General features: G+C 62.3%; 16 protein-coding genes and 1 tRNA gene. 14 read left to right on the top strand and 3 right to left on the bottom strand.

Features of this window, described 5'->3' with window-relative positions; all coding sequences use genetic code 11:
* Positions 1–17: 17 nt before the first annotated feature.
* Entirely contained in the window at positions 18–1,376 is a 1,359-nt protein-coding gene (gene aroA / locus DH08_RS11015) for a 3-phosphoshikimate 1-carboxyvinyltransferase (RefSeq protein ID WP_192179333.1), read from the bottom strand.
* Between the two features lie 193 nt (positions 1,377–1,569).
* On the opposite strand from aroA, the gene DH08_RS11020 reads away from it, so the two are divergent.
* The 4 genes from DH08_RS11020 (at position 1,570) to DH08_RS11035 (ending at position 3,849) form a co-directional block, all read left to right on the top strand.
* The gene (locus tag DH08_RS11020; protein WP_192179334.1) at positions 1,570–1,962 is read left to right on the top strand and encodes a TIGR02300 family protein; all 393 of its coding nucleotides are present in this window, start codon (positions 1,570–1,572) and stop codon (positions 1,960–1,962) included.
* Between the two features lie 172 nt (positions 1,963–2,134).
* Positions 2,135–2,210: transfer RNA gene (locus tag DH08_RS11025), tRNA-Ala, on the top strand.
* Positions 2,211–2,360: 150 nt separating this feature from the next.
* Positions 2,361–2,696, top strand: coding sequence for a hypothetical protein (locus DH08_RS11030; protein ID WP_246800774.1), 336 nt, complete (start codon positions 2,361–2,363; stop codon positions 2,694–2,696).
* A gap of 133 nt (positions 2,697–2,829) precedes the next feature.
* Positions 2,830–3,849: an LLM class flavin-dependent oxidoreductase gene (locus DH08_RS11035; RefSeq protein ID WP_192179335.1), complete on the top strand. Its 1,020-nt coding sequence runs from the start codon at positions 2,830–2,832 to the stop codon at positions 3,847–3,849.
* Between the two features lie 81 nt (positions 3,850–3,930).
* Here the strand turns inward: DH08_RS11035 and DH08_RS11040 are convergent, their stop codons facing one another.
* Positions 3,931–4,338, bottom strand: coding sequence for a Ros/MucR family transcriptional regulator (locus DH08_RS11040; RefSeq protein ID WP_192179512.1), 408 nt, complete (start codon positions 4,336–4,338; stop codon positions 3,931–3,933).
* A gap of 581 nt (positions 4,339–4,919) precedes the next feature.
* Here DH08_RS11040 and DH08_RS11045 point away from each other — a divergent pair.
* The 6 genes from DH08_RS11045 (at position 4,920) to DH08_RS11065 (ending at position 10,637) form a co-directional block, all read left to right on the top strand.
* Positions 4,920–5,789, top strand: coding sequence for a DUF6502 family protein (locus tag DH08_RS11045; RefSeq protein WP_246800775.1), 870 nt, complete (start codon positions 4,920–4,922; stop codon positions 5,787–5,789).
* Positions 5,786–6,868 carry a DUF5666 domain-containing protein gene (locus DH08_RS11050; RefSeq protein ID WP_192179336.1) on the top strand — a complete coding sequence of 361 codons (1,083 nt, stop codon included), beginning with the start codon at positions 5,786–5,788 and terminating at the stop codon, positions 6,866–6,868. The genes DH08_RS11045 and DH08_RS11050 overlap by 4 nt, the downstream gene beginning before the upstream one ends.
* Before the next feature lie 441 nt (positions 6,869–7,309).
* Positions 7,310–7,519, top strand: a complete 210-nt coding sequence (locus DH08_RS35795) for a hypothetical protein (protein WP_210328631.1) — start codon at positions 7,310–7,312, stop codon at positions 7,517–7,519.
* Positions 7,520–7,546: 27 nt separating this feature from the next.
* Positions 7,547–8,986, top strand: coding sequence for a glycosyltransferase (locus tag DH08_RS11055; protein ID WP_192179337.1), 1,440 nt, complete (start codon positions 7,547–7,549; stop codon positions 8,984–8,986).
* Between the two features lie 31 nt (positions 8,987–9,017).
* Positions 9,018–9,836: a hypothetical protein gene (locus DH08_RS11060; protein ID WP_192179338.1), complete on the top strand. Its 819-nt coding sequence runs from the start codon at positions 9,018–9,020 to the stop codon at positions 9,834–9,836.
* An 87-nt stretch (positions 9,837–9,923) separates the two neighbouring features.
* The gene (locus DH08_RS11065) at positions 9,924–10,637 is read left to right on the top strand and encodes a DUF2161 family putative PD-(D/E)XK-type phosphodiesterase (protein WP_192179339.1); all 714 of its coding nucleotides are present in this window, start codon (positions 9,924–9,926) and stop codon (positions 10,635–10,637) included.
* Between the two features lie 499 nt (positions 10,638–11,136).
* On the opposite strand, the gene DH08_RS11070 is transcribed toward DH08_RS11065, so the two are convergent.
* Positions 11,137–12,081 carry a GlxA family transcriptional regulator gene (locus DH08_RS11070; RefSeq protein ID WP_192179340.1) on the bottom strand — a complete coding sequence of 315 codons (945 nt, stop codon included), beginning with the start codon at positions 12,079–12,081 and terminating at the stop codon, positions 11,137–11,139.
* Between the two features lie 88 nt (positions 12,082–12,169).
* Here DH08_RS11070 and DH08_RS11075 point away from each other — a divergent pair, with 88 nt between their 5' ends.
* The 4 genes from DH08_RS11075 (at position 12,170) to DH08_RS11090 (ending at position 16,237) form a co-directional block, all read left to right on the top strand.
* The gene (locus DH08_RS11075; RefSeq protein ID WP_192179341.1) at positions 12,170–12,877 is read left to right on the top strand and encodes a DJ-1/PfpI family protein; all 708 of its coding nucleotides are present in this window, start codon (positions 12,170–12,172) and stop codon (positions 12,875–12,877) included.
* Positions 12,878–12,999: 122 nt separating this feature from the next.
* On the top strand, positions 13,000–13,731 hold the full coding sequence (locus DH08_RS11080) for a FadR/GntR family transcriptional regulator (RefSeq protein WP_192179342.1): 732 nt from the start codon (positions 13,000–13,002) through the stop codon (positions 13,729–13,731).
* A complete protein-coding gene (locus DH08_RS11085) occupies positions 13,728–14,930 on the top strand; it encodes a PLP-dependent transferase (protein WP_192179343.1) in 1,203 nt (400 codons plus the stop codon). Before DH08_RS11080 ends, DH08_RS11085 begins: the two co-directional genes overlap by 4 nt.
* Positions 14,931–14,959: 29 nt before the next feature.
* Positions 14,960–16,237: an ABC transporter substrate-binding protein gene (locus DH08_RS11090; RefSeq protein WP_192179344.1), complete on the top strand. Its 1,278-nt coding sequence runs from the start codon at positions 14,960–14,962 to the stop codon at positions 16,235–16,237.
* The last annotated feature ends 38 nt before the right edge of the window (positions 16,238–16,275 follow it).

Below are 16,275 nucleotides of genomic sequence, written 5' to 3' on the forward strand. Positions count from 1 at the left end.
GGAATTGCCATCGACCGCTATCCGATCTCCGCCCCAAGCCCCGTCATCAGCCCCATGAACTCAGGAAAGCTCGTTGCGATCATCGCCTGATCGTCGATGGTCACCGGCTTTTCCGTCGCCAGCCCCATCACAAGGAAACTCATGGCGATGCGGTGGTCGAGATGGGTCTGAACGATGGTGCCCTGGCCATTCGGGTGCTGGCCCAGACCCTTGCCGCCGGGCCTTCCGCGCACGGCAAGGGTCGCTTCGCCTTCGGTGCAGTCGACGCCGTTGAGCTTCAGCCCGTTGGCCACCGCCGAGAGCCGGTCGGATTCCTTCACGCGCAGCTCTTCCAGCCCCTGCATCAGCGTCTCGCCTTCGGCGAAGCTCGCCGCCACCGCCAGCACCGGGTACTCGTCGATCATCGACGGCGCCCGCTCGGGCGGCACGATGACGCCCTTCAGTTCGGAAAAGCGCACGCGCAGGTCGGCGACATCCTCGCCGCCGGCATTGCGCGGGTTCAGGATGTCGATCCGGCCGCCCATCTCCTGCAAGGTCAGCAGCAGCCCGGTGCGGGTCGGGTTCATAAGCACGTTTTCGATGACGATGTCGGAGCCCGGCACGATCAATGCCGCCACCAGCGGGAAACCGGCCGAGGACGGATCGCCCGGCACGGCGATGGTCTGCCCCGTGAGCTTGCCCTGGCCTTCGATGAAGATGTGGCGCACGCCGCGTTCGTCGGTCTCGACCGTCAGATTGGCGCCGAACCCCTTCAGCATTTTTTCGGTGTGGTCGCGCGTCATCACCGGCTCGATGACGGTGGTGATGCCCGGCGTGTTCAAGCCGGCGAGCAGCACGGCGGACTTCACCTGCGCCGAAGCCATCGGCACGCGGTAGGTGATGGGGGCGGCATGCTTCGGACCGCGCAGGGTGATCGGCATACGGTCGCCGGGCGTCGCCTTCAGCACCTGGACACCCATCTGGCGCAAGGGTTCGAGCACGCGGCCCATCGGCCGGCCGGATAGCGAAGCATCGCCGATGAAGGTGGTTTCCACGTCGTAAGTGCCGACCAGGCCCATGGTGAGGCGCGAGCCGGTGCCGGCATTGCCGAAATCGAGCGGGCCTTCGGGCTGCAGCAGCGCGCCGTTGCCGGTGCCGCGGATGATCCACTCGGCGCCATGCTTCTCGATATGCGCGCCCATCGCCTTCATGGCCGCACCCGTGCGCATCACATCCTCGCCCTCCAGCAGGCCGGTGATGCGGGTCTCGCCGGAGGCCAGGCCGCCGAACATGAAGGAGCGGTGCGAGATCGACTTGTCGCCGGGCACGCACGCTGCGCCGGAAAGAGCTGGTGATTTGCGGGCCGTGGCCGGTTTCGGGGCGGCAGCGTGAGACATGGTTTTCCCTGGATGGAATGCCGGCGGACCGGCCATTTTCTTTTGTTGCGGCGGTCTCGTATCACGGCGCACGGAAATGGTCATCCCCTTGTGCCGGGCCTTCGAAGCTGGGCTTTTGTGACGCCGGCTTTTGGCTTTGACAGCGCGGTAAACAGTGGTTATGGGGACCAACCTTTTATCTACGAGGCTTGCCGTGGCAAAACCCGAACTTGGCACCAAACGCATAGACCCGGAAACGGGTCGGAAATTCTATGACCTGAACAAAGACCCGATCGTCTCGCCCTATACCGGCAAGAGCTATCCGCGCTCCCATTTCGACGAAGGCAAGATCACCGCCATCGAGGAGGACGAGGAAGTCGCCGAGAAGGAAGTCGACGCCGAGGAGGAAGAGGGCGCCGAGATCGTCTCGCTCGAAGAGGCTGATGAGGAGGCGAAGACCGGCGACGATCTTCCCGATCTGGGCGACGACGAGGACGAAGTTGACCTCGGCGACGACGAGGACGACACCTTCCTCGCCGACGAAGAGGAAGAAGACGACGATGTCGCCGACATGATCGGCGTTGGCGACGACGACGACGAAGTCTGATCGGCTGCGGGCGCATGCGCCCGCAGGCTTTCTTGGGTTGTGACGAAAAAGCGGCTCCGGAAGGCTTGATATTGACGGAAGGCGGGGTTAGAAGCCGCCTGCACTAACGGCGCGGTCTTGAAACCCGCGCCGATCTCTTCGCCGGAAACGGCGCCGGCTGACTGCCGGGAGTGGGGCCATAGCTCAGTTGGGAGAGCGCTTGAATGGCATTCAAGAGGTCGTCGGTTCGATTCCGATTGGCTCCACCAAACAGTCCTTTTCCGATGCTTGGTTTCGCGGCATTCATGCTCGTCGCCTGCCAGTCGGCTCCTGAAGCACCGCCACCGCCTGCCCCGCAACCCGCCCTTCCCGCTGTTGCGGCGCCTGCTCCGGAGGGTTCGGCGGTTCTGGATCCCTCCGTGGTGATCACTCCCCCCGCCAAGGGCGTTCCGCGCAGATACGCCGCTTTTTCCGGCATCTGGGCCGGACGGCTGGATGGGATGTATGAAGGCAAGCTGGCTGTGCTGACCGTTTCTCCAGGCGGGAATGTGACAGTTACCTATGCGTGGGGCGATGTGGCCGACAACAGGCCGGGAGTGGCCGACGGCGCCGGGAAGATTGTCGGGCAGACATTGAAGCTTGGGCGCCTCCCCAATGGCGCGGATGCCAGCTTTGCGATGCAGCCGGACGGAACGCTGGCTGGGACCTATACGCTTGCCGGGCAGACCTACACGGGCGCGTTCGCCAGGCAATAGTCGAGGCAGACAAACGCCGTTCTCGGAACCTTGACAGTCTGTGTCATGGACGATGGGTGTGTGGACGCGCTACCCACGGACCCGACGTAATCCTGTCGCTCCGACGAGGATGTAGAATGAACGGGCTTGTCGCATGAAGAAGATCGGCTTCCTTTCCTTTGGCCATTGGTCGCCCTCGTCCCAGTCGCAGACGCGGTCGGCTTCCGATGCGCTTCTGCAGTCGATCGAGCTGGCCGTCGCCGCCGAGGAACTGGGCGCGGACGGCGCCTATTTCCGCGTGCATCATTTTGCCCGCCAGCTTGGTTCGCCCTTTCCGCTTCTGGCCGCGGTTGGCGCCAAAACCAGCCGCATCGAGATCGGCACCGCCGTCATAGACATGCGCTACGAGAACCCACTGTACATGGCGGAGGACGCAGGCGCTGCCGACCTGATCGCCGGCGGTCGCCTGCAGCTTGGCATCAGTCGCGGGTCGCCGGAGCAGGTGATCGACGGCTGGCGCTATTTCGGCTACGTGCCGCAGGAAGGTCAAAGCGATGCCGACATGGCACGTAGCCACGCCGAGGTTTTCCTCGAGGTGCTGCGCGGCGAAGGCTTCGCACAGCCCAACCCGCGGCCGATGTTTCCCAATCCGCCTGGAATGCTGCGACTTGAGCCCTTCTCGGCCGGTCTGCGCGACAGGATCTGGTGGGGCGCCGCCACCAACGCCACCGCGCAATGGGCGGGCAAGCTCGGCATGAACCTGCAGAGCTCGACGCTCAAATTCGACGAGGGCGGACAGCCGCTCCACATCCAGCAGGCCGAGCAGATCCGGGCTTTTCGCGCGGCGTGGAAGGAAGCGGGGCATGCGCGCGAGCCGCGGGTGTCCGTCAGCCGCAGCATCTTCGCGTTGGTGAATGACCGCGACCGCGCCTATTTCGGCAGCAACGGGAGCGAGGATCATTTCGGCTACATCGAGCCCGACAAACTTGCCGTCTTTGGCCGTACCTACGCCGCCGAGCCGGATGTCCTCGTCGATCAGTTGAGAGAGGACGAAGCGATCGCCGAGGCCGATACACTGCTGCTGACCGTCCCCAACCAGCTCGGCGTGGATTACAACGCGCATGTCATCGGGGCGATACTGAAGCACGTCGCGCCGGCCCTCGGCTGGCGCTGATGTTCCGACCTTGTTCGGCGCGGCTGGCGCGGCGCCTATGCGCTCGCGCAAACCGCCCACGCCGCCCTGCGGCGGCGCAACTTACTTCGGCTTTCGGCCGAGCCCCATCGATTTGGCCAGCGTCGAACGACGTGCGGAATAATTTGCCGCCACCATCGGGTAGTCGGACGGCAAGTTCCACTTCGTTCGATATTGATCCGGCGTAAGGCCATAATGTACCCCGATATGCCGCTTCAATGACTTGAAGCGCTTGCCGTCTTCGAGGCAGACGATGAAGTCGGGCGTGACAGATTTTCTTACGGGAACGGCAGCTTTAAGTTCGCCAGGCTGGACGGTGGGAGTTCCAGCTGAAATGACCTTAAGTGAGGTGTAGATCTGGCCGATGAAATTTGGAAGGTCGGCGGCAGGAAGAGGGTTGTTTGAAATGTAGGCCGACACGACATCGGCAGCTATCGATACAAGGGGGTCGAGATTGTCTTGATGCAGCATAGGGAGCGTCTCTTCGGCGATTTTGAGTGTTTTGCGGGGGGATTTTCCGAGGGCGGAATTTGTGTAAGGGGGAATCTCGGTCTGGCCTTTTTCGGGTCTGTCTTTGATCTTGCTTAAGGTCGGCTTTGTGTAAGGTTTCTTCAAAGATGCCTCTCATTGGCAAGGCTGCGGCGGTTACTGCCGTTCAGATTCCAGTTCCGGAAAGCAAAGTGTGGGAAAATTTCACACATGTCAACTGGGGCGAAGTTCTTTAGTCGAAGGCGAGGATTTCCGCTGCTGATTGCATACTGGACCGGTGACTGGCCCCGGGCTTTCGATCTTGATTGGGTGCAAATTTCGAGACTCAAGAGCATCCGAAAGATCGACCATTGTGTCACCCGAGTATGGTCCTCTTGTGGAAACATTTCCCACAAGCTATTTTCGGCCAGAGTTTTCGAGGGATGGATGGTCGATTTCGTGACGAGAGCAACTCCAGGAAAAGTGCGTAGCGGTTTTCCGTCCGGAATTGCGTCAAAACAAAGAGTTAGAGTGGTTCAACGGTTCTATTAGGCGTTGAACCGCTCTAGCTAGTGAGGACGGCGATGAGCAAATCGGGGGGACAACATCTGGACGCCACTGGGGTCCAGGGCGCGTTGAACCGGGCACTTCGCCCGTTGGTGCGATTGGCGATCAAGTGCGGGGTGACGTTTCCGACCTTCGTCGACCTGCTGCGTCAGCTTTACGTCAATGTGGCGGAGCATGAATTCGCCTTGCCCGACAAGCAGCAGACCGACAGCAGGGTCAGCTTGCTGACCGGCGTTCACCGAAAGGAGGTCAGTCGGCTAAGAGGCGCCGGGGCTCCGGTGCGGGTGGTGCCCGATTCCGTCTCCAGGACGAGTGCCATCGTCGCGCGCTGGCTTGCGGATCCGTCGTTTGTCGATGCCAAGGGCATCCCTTTGCCTTTGCCGCGAGCCAGCGAGGCCGGAGAGGCATCCTTTGCCGGCCTTGTGGAATCGGTAACGCGCGATTTGCGGCCGCGGGCCGTCCTGGACGATTGGCTCGATCGAAAGCTGGTTGAGATCGACGAGAACGATCGCATCGTCCTGATGGAAGGAGCCATGGTGCCGCGGGGCGACGGCGAGGTTCGGCTTTACTACTTTGCCCGAAATCTCGGGGATCATGCCGCCGCCGCCGTCCAGAACATCCTGGCCGACGATCCGCCCTTCCTCGAGCGCGCCGTCCATTATGACGGGCTATCCGAACAGCTTGCCAAATCGCTCGAGGCCTATAGCCGCAAACTCGCAATCGAGACGCTGCTCCATCTGAACAAGCATGCGAACCAGGCCATCCAAAGTGATACCGGCGGGACCAGCCGGTGGAATTGCGGCATCTATATCCTGACCTCCGATGGGACGTCGCTCGTTGCCGAAGAATCGCCCCAGCAAAGGGATGCTGGCGGGGAGACTTCATGAGCTGGAGGCTGACGAGGCGGGATTTTCTGACGCTTGGCACTGCCCTGCCGGCGGTGTTTTGCAGCATGGTTGCAAGAGCGACAGAGCAGCCGAAGGACCAGGGAATCGGCGGCACTGGCTGGACGGCGGGGACGGACAGCGATCAAGGCATCGGCGGCACCGGTATCGTAGGAACCATCCAGCGCTTCGGCAGTATTTTCGTCAATGATGTGCGCGTTGCGTATCAGCCGGACGTGCCGGTGGTGGTCGACGGAGTTCGTGTCGCCTCGAGCAACCTGAAGGTAGGGCAGGTCGTCCGGATCGCGGTGGAACAGCAGGCAGGTCAGCCCGTCACCCGCGCGATCCATGTCACCAGCGAAGTGGTTGGCCCTGTCGAGCGCGCAACTGCCGGCTCGATGTCGGTCCTGGGGCAGGACGTCGATACCAGTCAAATTCCTGAGGGATTGGCGGTCAGGACGGGCGATGTCGTGTCCGTCTACGGCATTCGTCGGCCCGATGGGAAGATTGTTGCGAGCCTGATCGAGGCTAGGCCCGACTTGATCGAGGCCAGACCTGATGAAGCGCACTATTCGGTTCGCGGCCTGGCAATCGTGAAGTCAGGCGAACTGCTGGTCGGGCGGCTCAAGATCGGACCAAGATCATCGGAGTTTGCAGATAGGCGCGTTCAGCTGACTCTGGCCACGGCCGACGGCGGATACAGGGTGGTGCATCTGGAGGCGGAAGCTCCGGTTCCGCAGGCCTATGTCGCACGCATCCTGTACGAGACTTTTCTGCAACGCCGGGGACACGTGCTCAAGTCAGGTTTGGGTGTCGCCATCGACGACCAAAACGGCGATTCGAAATCGACGGGCAATGTCCGGGCGTTTCTCGATGTCAGGTTTGACCGAGAGGGAAATATTGTCTCGGCGTCACGTCGAGACAATGCCGGCACGCAATCGCCAAACCAACCCAGCCCGCCGCCCGGTCGACATCCCCCTGGCCCTGGCGGTCCGGGTGGCCCAGGCGGGCCGGGAGGCCCTGGCAGGCCCGGTGGGCCTGGCGGTCCTGGCGGCGAACCCGGCGGCCCGGGTGGGCCTTAGCAGTCGATCGCCCTACCGGGCATCCGCTGTGGCGGCGAGGCCTGTTGGGTTCAGATGTCGGGCGTTAGCGCCGAGGGCACCAATCCTTCAAAAAAATGCTGCTGGCGAGGTCGTTTCAAGAAAAGCGATGATCCGGCCGGCCTGGCTTCGGGGATAGACGAAGACAGGCCGGCCGGGGCAGCCGTAAGACGGGCTCGCTCAAACGGGGGGAGCTCGCTCGAGCCTCCTTTTGTCGGCCGCTTTCGGCGGATCACATAGGACGGGGGATCCGCCGAGACTCGATCTCGGCACATTGCATGGCAGGGATCGAAGTACCTTGCTCCTCTTCTGCATCAGCATCGCTGACAATTCAGATTGTGGGAATTTTGCCCACGAGTCATTCCCGATGTTTCGTTTTTTATGAGGGTTCTCGCGAATGGCGACGGTCGGACTCCATCATTCATGACCGCAAACGAAAGTCCGCAGCGCCCTTCGCGCCGTCGGAAGCTCGGAACGCTTGACGTGGGCAATTTTCCCACGTATGACGAAGCCAGCTTGTGGGAGAGCATTTTGGAAAATCCGAAGCCCAGGGCCGAGATTAAACGAAAGCGGCCGCAGCAATACGGTCTGAACAGGCATGAGCTCTATTTCGGCAACTGGATTGCCCAATAGCGCGGAAGCTTCACCAAGGGTAAATCATTGAAAAAATTGTATATCGACGCCACCCTGCCGTTCCGCTGGGGGCCGCACCCGCCTGTCGGCATCCCTCGCGTCGAAACAGCGCTCATCCGTCAGGCTCTTCGATGGAAGACCTCGCCGGTCAGTTTCTTCTTTGTCGACTCGCAAGGGCGGGGTCAGACGTTGGGCGAAGTGGAACTTCGCTATCTAAGGCAGTTGGTCGACGGTGAACTGCCGCAACCTGTCGAGGGCGAAGAAAGCTCGTATCTGGCTCGCCTTTGGAAAGTGTTGTCGATCATGCGGGCCGCGCCGTTCGTTTTCGGGCGCGAGTTCGATCGTGTGGCGGCGATCTTCGTCGCGGGTTGCGAGAAGCGAAGCGGGGTCAAGTTTCAGCTGTCCAAGACGGCCATTCGCCTCTTCAAAGTCCTGAAATCATCCCTGCGCCCAAGAAGGGCAGAAACAAGAGATCCGCTGAAGGATGAAGGCGCCATATGCTTTCTCTCAAGCGCGAGCATCCACGAGATCGCCCCGAAGAAACTCACGGGAAACATCCAGAGCGGCGTTTTCACCTTGATGCACGACATCATCCCGATCGACTTCCCGCAATTCGTCGGTCCTCATCACGCCCGCAATTTCGTCCGCGATACGGCCTGGCAAATTGAAAATTCTCAACTGCTCATCTGCGTGTCGAAATACACCGCCGACAGGGTGAAGTGTCACGCAGCGACATCCGCTCCCGGCCGGGTTCCGGACGTCGCGGTTGCATCGCCCGGTGCCTTTCTCAAGGAGGGCGTTGCGGATCAACGGATGCCTTCCGAAAGGCAGCTCGAAGGCCGAAAGTTTGTTCTGTATTGCTCGACCATCGAGATCAGGAAGAACCACATCCTGCTCCTCAAAGTATGGCATCGCCTGCTGCCCGTCCTGGGTGACCGGCTGCCAATTCTCGTTTTTTGCGGACGATGGGGGTGGATGTATGAAGAGTTGGTTGCCTTCATGGCGGAGCATCCGGAGCTCAGCCAGTGTGTCCAGTTCCGCTCCAATGTCACCGACCGGCAGCTTGCGGAGCTCTATCGGGACGCTGAATTCAGCGTCTACCCTTCCGCGGTGGAGGGCTGGGGACTGGGAGCGGCCGAGTGCCTAGATTTTGGACTGCCGGTCCTGATCTCGGATGCGCCTTCGCTGACTGAGGCAACGCAAGGACTGATGCCGACTATACCGGCGCGCGATGTCGAAGCGTGGTGCGCCGCGGTCGCCAAAGCCTGCACGGATCCGGCCTGGCTTGCCGAACTGCGTGCAACGATCGCATCGCGGTACCGTCCGATCCGCGAGCGGGAGTTTTTCGCAACCATCTTCAACCATGTCTCCGCGCTCGATGATCTAAGCGATCTCGGGCACGAGTTCTCCTGGCCGGCTCCCATGGCGGCTGAGGCAAGGCGGCAACCCGAGCGAATTGGTGGCTGAACAGCGAGAGTCTTCGGTCACGGGAACCACTATGGATATTTCAACTATCGGCAGGTCGGAGACCCGGCCTGGGGACGATGCCGTCCAAGTCCGTGTCATGGGGACGCCGAGATCGGGCACAAACCTCGCGAAATATCTGGTCGAGCGCTATCTGAAGACACCGGTCGTTTTCGATCAGGGTTTTTGGAAACACGGGATTTTTCCCGCCCTCATGAGCGGGCGCGATCTACAATATGGGGAATTGCCCATCATTGTCGTCAGCAAGGATCCGGTTACCCAGATCCTCTCATGGTACCGCTATGCCAGGAACAATACTGTTTTCGAGCAGGGCAAATGTCTCGGGTCGTTTCTGAACCGGCCATTTGAAATCAGGCAGGATTTTACCGAACCGAAGCAAATGGAATACAGGTTCCGCAATCCATCGGATTACTGGAATCAGTTTTACTTCGCCATGGATGCCCTTCGCCGTACCGGCGCCCCGGTGCATTTCGTATGCTACGAGCAGCTCGTTTCATCTCCCGCTCTTGCTCTGAATTCGATCTCCCGTCTTCTAGGTCTTTCGTCGCCTTTCGACGTCGCCAGTGCTGTGGCAATTCCACAGCACGCACTCGGCGCGAGCAACGACATCGACCGGGCTGCGAGTTCGACGATCGATCAAACCGCATTTGATCCCGCACGTGCGGAACTGGCATCTGCTCTTGCCCGCATCGGATGGCGCAATGCGCGGACCATTCTTCGCGACATCGACGATGATGTCATCTGCGCAACGGGTCGAACCGGGTTTCGCAAGCTGTGCCGGGAAGCGGCCGGCCCTGCAGCGTTTCTGAGGTCTCTCGTCGGTTTCTGGTGAGGCTTGTCGGCGCCAGCACCGTAGATGTAGCGGGCATCACGCGGTCTTCACGGTGCCAGCCTGGCCCGAATCGGCTAAGCCTTGCTTATGCAGGAAACGTCACTCTACACGCCGGTAAAGCGGTTCCTTGAGAGCCAGGGCTTCACCGTGAAGGGCGAGATTGGCGGCTGCGATATCGTCGGCGTGTGCGATGGCGAGCCGCCGGTGGTCGTTATTTGCGAACTGAAACTGCAGTTCAACCTCGAACTCGTGCTCCAGGCGGTCGATCGGGCCGCGGCCTGCGACGAGGTCTGGCTTGCAGCGCGCATGTCGGCACGCGGCAAGGGCCGCGAGCACGATCGCCGGTTCAGGGCGTTGTGCCGGCGCCTCGGCTTCGGCCTGCTGGGCGTTGGCGGCAAGGGCGAGGTCGAACTGCTGCTCAGCCCTGCCGCGCTGCCGCCAAGGCGCGACCCGAGGCGACGGTCTCGATTGATGGACGAGCATCGGCGCCGGCGCGGCGATCCCGCACCCGGCGGCAGCACGCGCGTGCCGATCATGACCGCCTACCGGCAGGACGCGCTGGCTTGCGCCGCCGCCATGGCCGATGGCCCGAAGCGGCCGCGAGATTTGAAAACCGTTTCACCACGCGCGGCCAGCATCCTGCTGCACAATTACTACGGCTGGTTTGCGAGGGCCGAGCGCGGCGTCTATGCGCTGACCGACCTCGGTCACGCCGCCATGCAGTCACATGGGATCCTTCAGGCTTCGCAACTGGGCTCCCCGTATGAGGCCGATCAACTCGGAATGAAGGTCGGCACGTGACCGGCTGCCGCCGTCCTCGCAGATCGGGTCGACCTCCCCGAGCGATTTGAGCAGTTCGGCGCCACCCGGCTTGCATTCCGGCAGAAAACTGAAAGTGCACGGCGCCCGCGACGGTGGCGTATGTTCCTTGCGGCGTCAACGCAGCCAGTTTGTCGGCGATCACCGCCTCGGGAATGGTGTCGGCGCTGCCCAGATTGATGAAGCTCATCGGCACCGCGAGATCTTTCAGGGTCCGTGCCTGGTAGGCCTGAGCGAGACCTGGATCGATCAGCACCGTCGATTTGATGCGGCGATCGAGGTTCGATCGTTCGAAACGCGCTTTGTCGATTGTGCGCAGATCGACCTTGCCGACCCGTACCGGCTGGTCATCGACATAGGCCTGTCCGCCCGCATACCAGGCGCAATCCCATTTGGCATAGGTGTCGCAAATAGCGCGCATAGGCTTGGGGAGCGCGCTTTCGCGCCCGGCGATACATTCGCTTCTCTACAGGTTGGTGCATCAGAAACGCTCGCGATAGTCGCGCGGGTTCGTGCCGAGGACGCGCAGAAAGCCGCGCCGCATCGTCTCTTCCGAGCCGAAGCCACAGCGCCGAGCCGTCTGGTTGACGGCCAGGCCCCGTTCCAGCATCCGGCGCGCCGCCTCGATCCGGATCTCTTCGATCGCACGGGCGGGTGTCCGGCCCGTTGCGTCCCGATAGTGCCGCGAGAAGCTGCGCGGGCTCATATTGGCCCGGTCGGCCAAGTTCGGCAACGACAGGTCGCCGTCCAGATTGTCCAGGATCCAGCCATGCAGCCGGTCGAAGCGCTCGTCGCCTTCCTGCAATTTGAGGGTCTGGCTGAATTGCGCCTGGCCGCCGGGGCGTTTCAGGAAAACAACCAACTGGCGAGCCACCGCAAGAGCCATGCGCCGGCCAAGGTCGGCCTCGACGAAGGAAAGCGCGAGATCAATTCCCGCCGTCACGCCTGCGGACGTCCAGATATTGCCGTCGCGAATGAAGATCGGGTCGGGTTCGAGCCGGACTGCCGGAAAGCGCTGGGCGAACTCGGCGCAGCGTCCCCAATGGGTGACGGCGCGACGGCCGTCGAGGAGGCCTGCCGTCGCCAGCAGGAAGGCGCCGCTACAGACCGAAGCCGTTCGCGTGGCGCTGCGCGCGCGACCGATCACCCAATCGATCAGGCTCGGATCCTCGCAGGCTGCGTTGACACCCCATCCACCAGGCACGATCAGCGTGTAGATCTCGAGCTCATGCGGCAGCGCGGCGGTCTCGAGCACGAGACCGGCCGATGTGCTAGTCCGCGGTGAAGCGGCGACGACAACGACCTCATAGGCAGCCGGCTCGCCGGCCTGCAGCTTGAAGTCGTTGGCACTGGCGAAAACCTGAAGTGGCCCGCTTACATCGAGGAGCTGGACGTCGGGATAGGCAAGGATTTCGATGCGGCGCATAGCGATTTGGCTCGAAATGAGGGATGATTGGCGATCGTGCCAAAGCATGATCCCCTAGATTGGCCGGAGTCAACCTGCGGAGATTCCCATGGCCCTTCGTTTCGGCATCCTCGTATTCCCCAATATCCAGCAGCTCGACCTCACCGGTCCTTACGAAGTCCTGGCCTCGGCAAAAGGCGCCGAGGTGGAACTGATCTGGAAGGACCGCAATCCGGTTATGTCGTCGACGCGACTGTCCCTCAGCCCGACGGTGACCTTCGACGATTGCCCGCCTCTCGATGTGCTGTGCGTTCCAGGCGGAGGCGGCGTCAACGCGCTGCTGGAAGATCAGGCAGTCCTCGATTTCGTACGGGAGCGCGCGGCGCAGGCCCGTTACGTCACGTCTGTGTGCAGCGGCGCCCTGGTGCTCGGCGCGGCCGGGTTGCTCAAGGGCAAGCGGGCGACGACGCATTGGTATGCGCATGACTTCCTGCCCGAGTTCGGCGCAATTCCTGTCGACGAGCGCATTGTGGAGGACGGAAACCTGATTACCGCAGGCGGCGTCACCTCGGGGATCGATTTCGGTCTCCTCTTGGTTGCCAGGCTCCTCGGACAGGCTGAGGCCGAAACAGTGCAGCTTTCGCTCGAATATGCCCCGGCTCCTCCCTTCCGATCCGGCACGCCCGCGCAGGCTTCGCCTGCTGTGCTGGCGCAGGCAAAAGAGCGGCTTGCGGCCTCGAGGCGGGCTCGCGAGGACATGTTTGCCCGTTGGCGCGGCGCCGGTGCCGATCCTGCGCCGTCGCGCGCTCACGGCTGAATCGACTCGGCCGAATTGCGCATCGTCGCGCTGTTCGGCCCTGCCTCGTTTCAGCGGTTGACTCGGGCTTCGGTTTGTGCAGAAATTGGTTGGACCATTGAACCACTTTAGGCTCAGCCTGCGTGACCGATTTCCTTCCGCCGATCCAGACGACGGCCCGCGACGATGCGGTGCTGAAGGCTTTGGCCGGCTTCGTCATGCAGGAAAAGCTGGAGCCCGGTGAGAAGCTGCCGACCGAGCGCATCCTCGCCGAGCGCCTCAAGGTCAGCCGCAACACGGTGCGCGAGGCGCTGACGCGCTGGGAGGGGCTGGGCCTGGTCGAGCGACGCCAGGGCAGCGGCACCTATCTCAAGGCGGCCGTGTCGCTCGACATGCTGCACATGCCGCTGACACTGGCCGGCGGCAATGATTTCACTGGCCTGATGCGCACGCTGGAAATCCGCCGCGCGCTCGAGGCCGAAGCCGCCGCCCTTTGCGCCATCCGCGCCGGCAAGGCCGACCTCGCCGAGATCGAGCGCAAGCTCGACATCATGGAAGAGGCCTTCCAGACCCGCGCTGGCATGTCGTCGGAGGAAGACTGGGAGTTCCACCAGGCGGTCTACCGCGCGTCCGGCAATCCGCTGTTCGAGCAGATCATCAGCGCCATGCACGAACTCTTCCACCGTTTTTGGGAGCATCCGCTCGGCGTGCGCGATTTCGGCCATGCCAGCTTTCCCTATCACCGCACCATCTTCAATTGCATCGCCGCCCACGACCCGGAGGGAGCCCGCGCCGAAGCGCTGAAGCTCATCGCCACCGTCGAGAACGATCTGAAGCGCGGCGCCGCCAATCTCAAACTTTCGGACCGAAAATGAACGAGCATCCCACCGGCTTCGACCCAGGCACTTTTGGCAGCGACTACCTCGCCGAAGCGGCAACGCTTCTGGCGCATGACGATCCGTTCCCCGGCGGTGCAGTGGTGCCACCGATCTACCAGACCTCGCTGTTCACCTTCGCCAACTATGCCGAGATGGCCGACACCTTTGCCGGTCGCCGCCGCCAGCCGATCTATTCGCGCGGCGACAACCCGACGGTGATGGAATTCGAGGCGCGCGTGGCCGCGCTTGAGGGCGCGGAAGCCGCACGCGGCTTTTCCAGCGGCATGGCGGCGATCAGCGCCACCGTGCTTGCCTTCGTCGGCGCCGGCGAGCGCATCGTCGCCGTGCGCAACTGCTATGGCGACGCCTACCGGCTGTTCGAGCGGTTGTTCCCGCGCCTCAACATCAAGGTCGACTATGTCGACGGTTCCGACCCGGATGCGGTCGCGGCGGCACTGCCCGGCGCCAAGCTGCTCTACCTGGAAAGCCCGACCTCGATGCTGTTCGAGCTGCAGGATATCGCCCATCTGACGCGGCTGGCCAAGGAACAGGGCATCGTCACCAGCATCGACAATTCCTGGGCGACGCCGGTGTTCCAGAAGCCGATTTCGCACGGCGTCGACCTCGTGCTCCATTCGGCCTCGAAATATCTCGGCGGCCACAGCGATACCGTCGCCGGCGTCGTGGCGGGCTCGGCCGCCCATATCGGCCGCATCAACGAGCAGACCTATTCCTCGCTCGGCGGCAAGCTGTCGCCGTTCGAGGCGTGGCTCTTGCTGCGCGGCCTGCGCACGCTGCCGCTGCGGCTGCCGCATCACATGAAGAGCGGGCTCATCCTCGCGGAACGGCTGAAGGCGCACGGCCAGGTCGAGCGCGTCAACCACCCGGCCTATTCCAACCATCCGGGCAAGGCGACGCTTGCCGGCTACGCCGGACTGTTCTCCTTCGAGGTGACGGAGGATGTCGACATTCCGGCCTTCGTCGACGCGCTGAAATTCTTCCGCATCGGCGTCAGCTGGGGCGGTCACGAGAGCCTGGTCGTCCCGGCAAAGGCCTCGCTCGAGCAGACGCCGGGCCTGAATTCGATGGCGCGCTTCGGCGTCAGCCCCCGAACCATCCGCTTCAACGTCGGATTGGAAAGTGTCGAGGATCTCTGGGCCGACATAGCCCAGGCCTTCGACAAAGCAAAAAAATAACGAGGCAGTTCAAAATGGGAGTACCGAACATGAAAAGACTGACATTCATGCTTGCCGCCGTCGCTGGACTGGCGATCTCCGCCGGCAGCGCGATGGCCGAGTCCACCCTCAAGATGGTCGAGGTCATCACCAGCCCGCCGCGCACCGAATTTTTGAAGAAGCAGATCGCCGATTTCGAGGCGGCCAATCCGGGCGTCAAGGTCGAGCTCGTCTCGCTGCCCTGGGGCCAGGCGTTCGAGAAATTCCTCACCATGGTGCAGGCCGGCGACACGCCCGACATCGTCGAGATGCCGGAACGCTGGATGGGCCTCTACGCCACCAACGGCCAGCTCGAGGACCTTGGCCCCTATATGGCCAAGTGGGACGACGCCAAGACGCTCGGCGACCGCGCCAAGCAGTTCGGCTCGACGGTCAACAACACCCAGTTCATGATCCCTTACGGCTACTATGTGAACGCGCTGTTCTGGAACAAGAAGCTGTTCAAGGAGGCCGGTCTCGAAGGCCCGCCGGCGACGCTCGATGAATTCGTCGAGGATTCCAAGAAGATCTCGGCCATTCCCGGCAAATATGGCTACTGCCTGCGTGGCGGCCCCGGCGCCTTCAACGGCATGCACATGTTCATGAACATCGCCGCCGGCAAGGGCGGCTACTTCAACGAAGACGGCACCTCGACCATCAACGATGAAGGCTCGGTCAAGGGCCTCCAGATGCTGGCCGACATGTACAAGAACGGCCTGGCGCCGAAGGATGCGGTGAGCTGGGGCTTCAATGAAACCGTCACCGGCTTCTACTCCGGCACCTGCGCCATGCTCAACCAGGATCCGGACGCGCTGCTCGGCATCGCCGACAAGATGAGCGCCGACGACTTCGCCGTGGCGCCATTGCCGGTCGGACCGAGCGGCAAGTCCTATCCGACGCTCGGTTATGCCGGCTGGGCGATGTTCGCCAATTCCCAGCACAAGGACGATGCCTGGAAGCTGATGGCGACGCTGCTGTCGCCCAAGGGCAATCTGGAATGGGCCAAGGAAGTCGGTGTCGTCCCGATCCACAACGGCGCCGACCAGGACGCCCATTTCAAGACCGAGCAGTTCAAGGGCTGGTTCACGGAGCTGAGCGACAGCTCCAAATATGAAATGGTGACCCCGCCGACGCATCTGGAGAACCTCGGCAACTTCGTCGACCAGGTGGCGATCAAGAACTTCCAGGAAGTACTGCTCGGCCAGAAGACGGCCAAGGAGGTCGCCGACCAATGGGCCGCGTTCCTGACCAAGGAGCAGCAGGACTGGATGGCCAAGAACAAGAAGTGATCCTTATTCCTTCTCCCCGTTCACGGGGAGAAGGTGGC

The sequence above is a fragment of the Mesorhizobium amorphae genome (assembly GCF_014843845.1).
In the GTDB taxonomy this organism is placed as follows: Bacteria; Pseudomonadota; Alphaproteobacteria; order Rhizobiales; family Rhizobiaceae; genus Mesorhizobium; species Mesorhizobium amorphae_A.

Coding starts and splice junctions, on each gene's coding strand:
- aroA (WP_192179333.1), bottom strand. CDS start 1,376: ATGTCTCACGCTGCCGCCCCGAAACCGGCCACGGCCCGCAAATCACCA.
- DH08_RS11035 (WP_192179335.1), top strand. CDS start 2,830: ATGAAGAAGATCGGCTTCCTTTCCTTTGGCCATTGGTCGCCCTCGTCC.
- DH08_RS11040 (WP_192179512.1), bottom strand. CDS start 4,338: ATGCTGCATCAAGACAATCTCGACCCCCTTGTATCGATAGCTGCCGAT.
- DH08_RS11045 (WP_246800775.1), top strand. CDS start 4,920: ATGAGCAAATCGGGGGGACAACATCTGGACGCCACTGGGGTCCAGGGC.
- DH08_RS11050 (WP_192179336.1), top strand. CDS start 5,786: ATGAGCTGGAGGCTGACGAGGCGGGATTTTCTGACGCTTGGCACTGCC.
- DH08_RS35795 (WP_210328631.1), top strand. CDS start 7,310: ATGACCGCAAACGAAAGTCCGCAGCGCCCTTCGCGCCGTCGGAAGCTC.
- DH08_RS11060 (WP_192179338.1), top strand. CDS start 9,018: ATGGATATTTCAACTATCGGCAGGTCGGAGACCCGGCCTGGGGACGAT.
- DH08_RS11065 (WP_192179339.1), top strand. CDS start 9,924: ATGCAGGAAACGTCACTCTACACGCCGGTAAAGCGGTTCCTTGAGAGC.
- DH08_RS11070 (WP_192179340.1), bottom strand. CDS start 12,081: ATGCGCCGCATCGAAATCCTTGCCTATCCCGACGTCCAGCTCCTCGAT.
- DH08_RS11075 (WP_192179341.1), top strand. CDS start 12,170: ATGGCCCTTCGTTTCGGCATCCTCGTATTCCCCAATATCCAGCAGCTC.
- DH08_RS11085 (WP_192179343.1), top strand. CDS start 13,728: ATGAACGAGCATCCCACCGGCTTCGACCCAGGCACTTTTGGCAGCGAC.
- DH08_RS11090 (WP_192179344.1), top strand. CDS start 14,960: ATGAAAAGACTGACATTCATGCTTGCCGCCGTCGCTGGACTGGCGATC.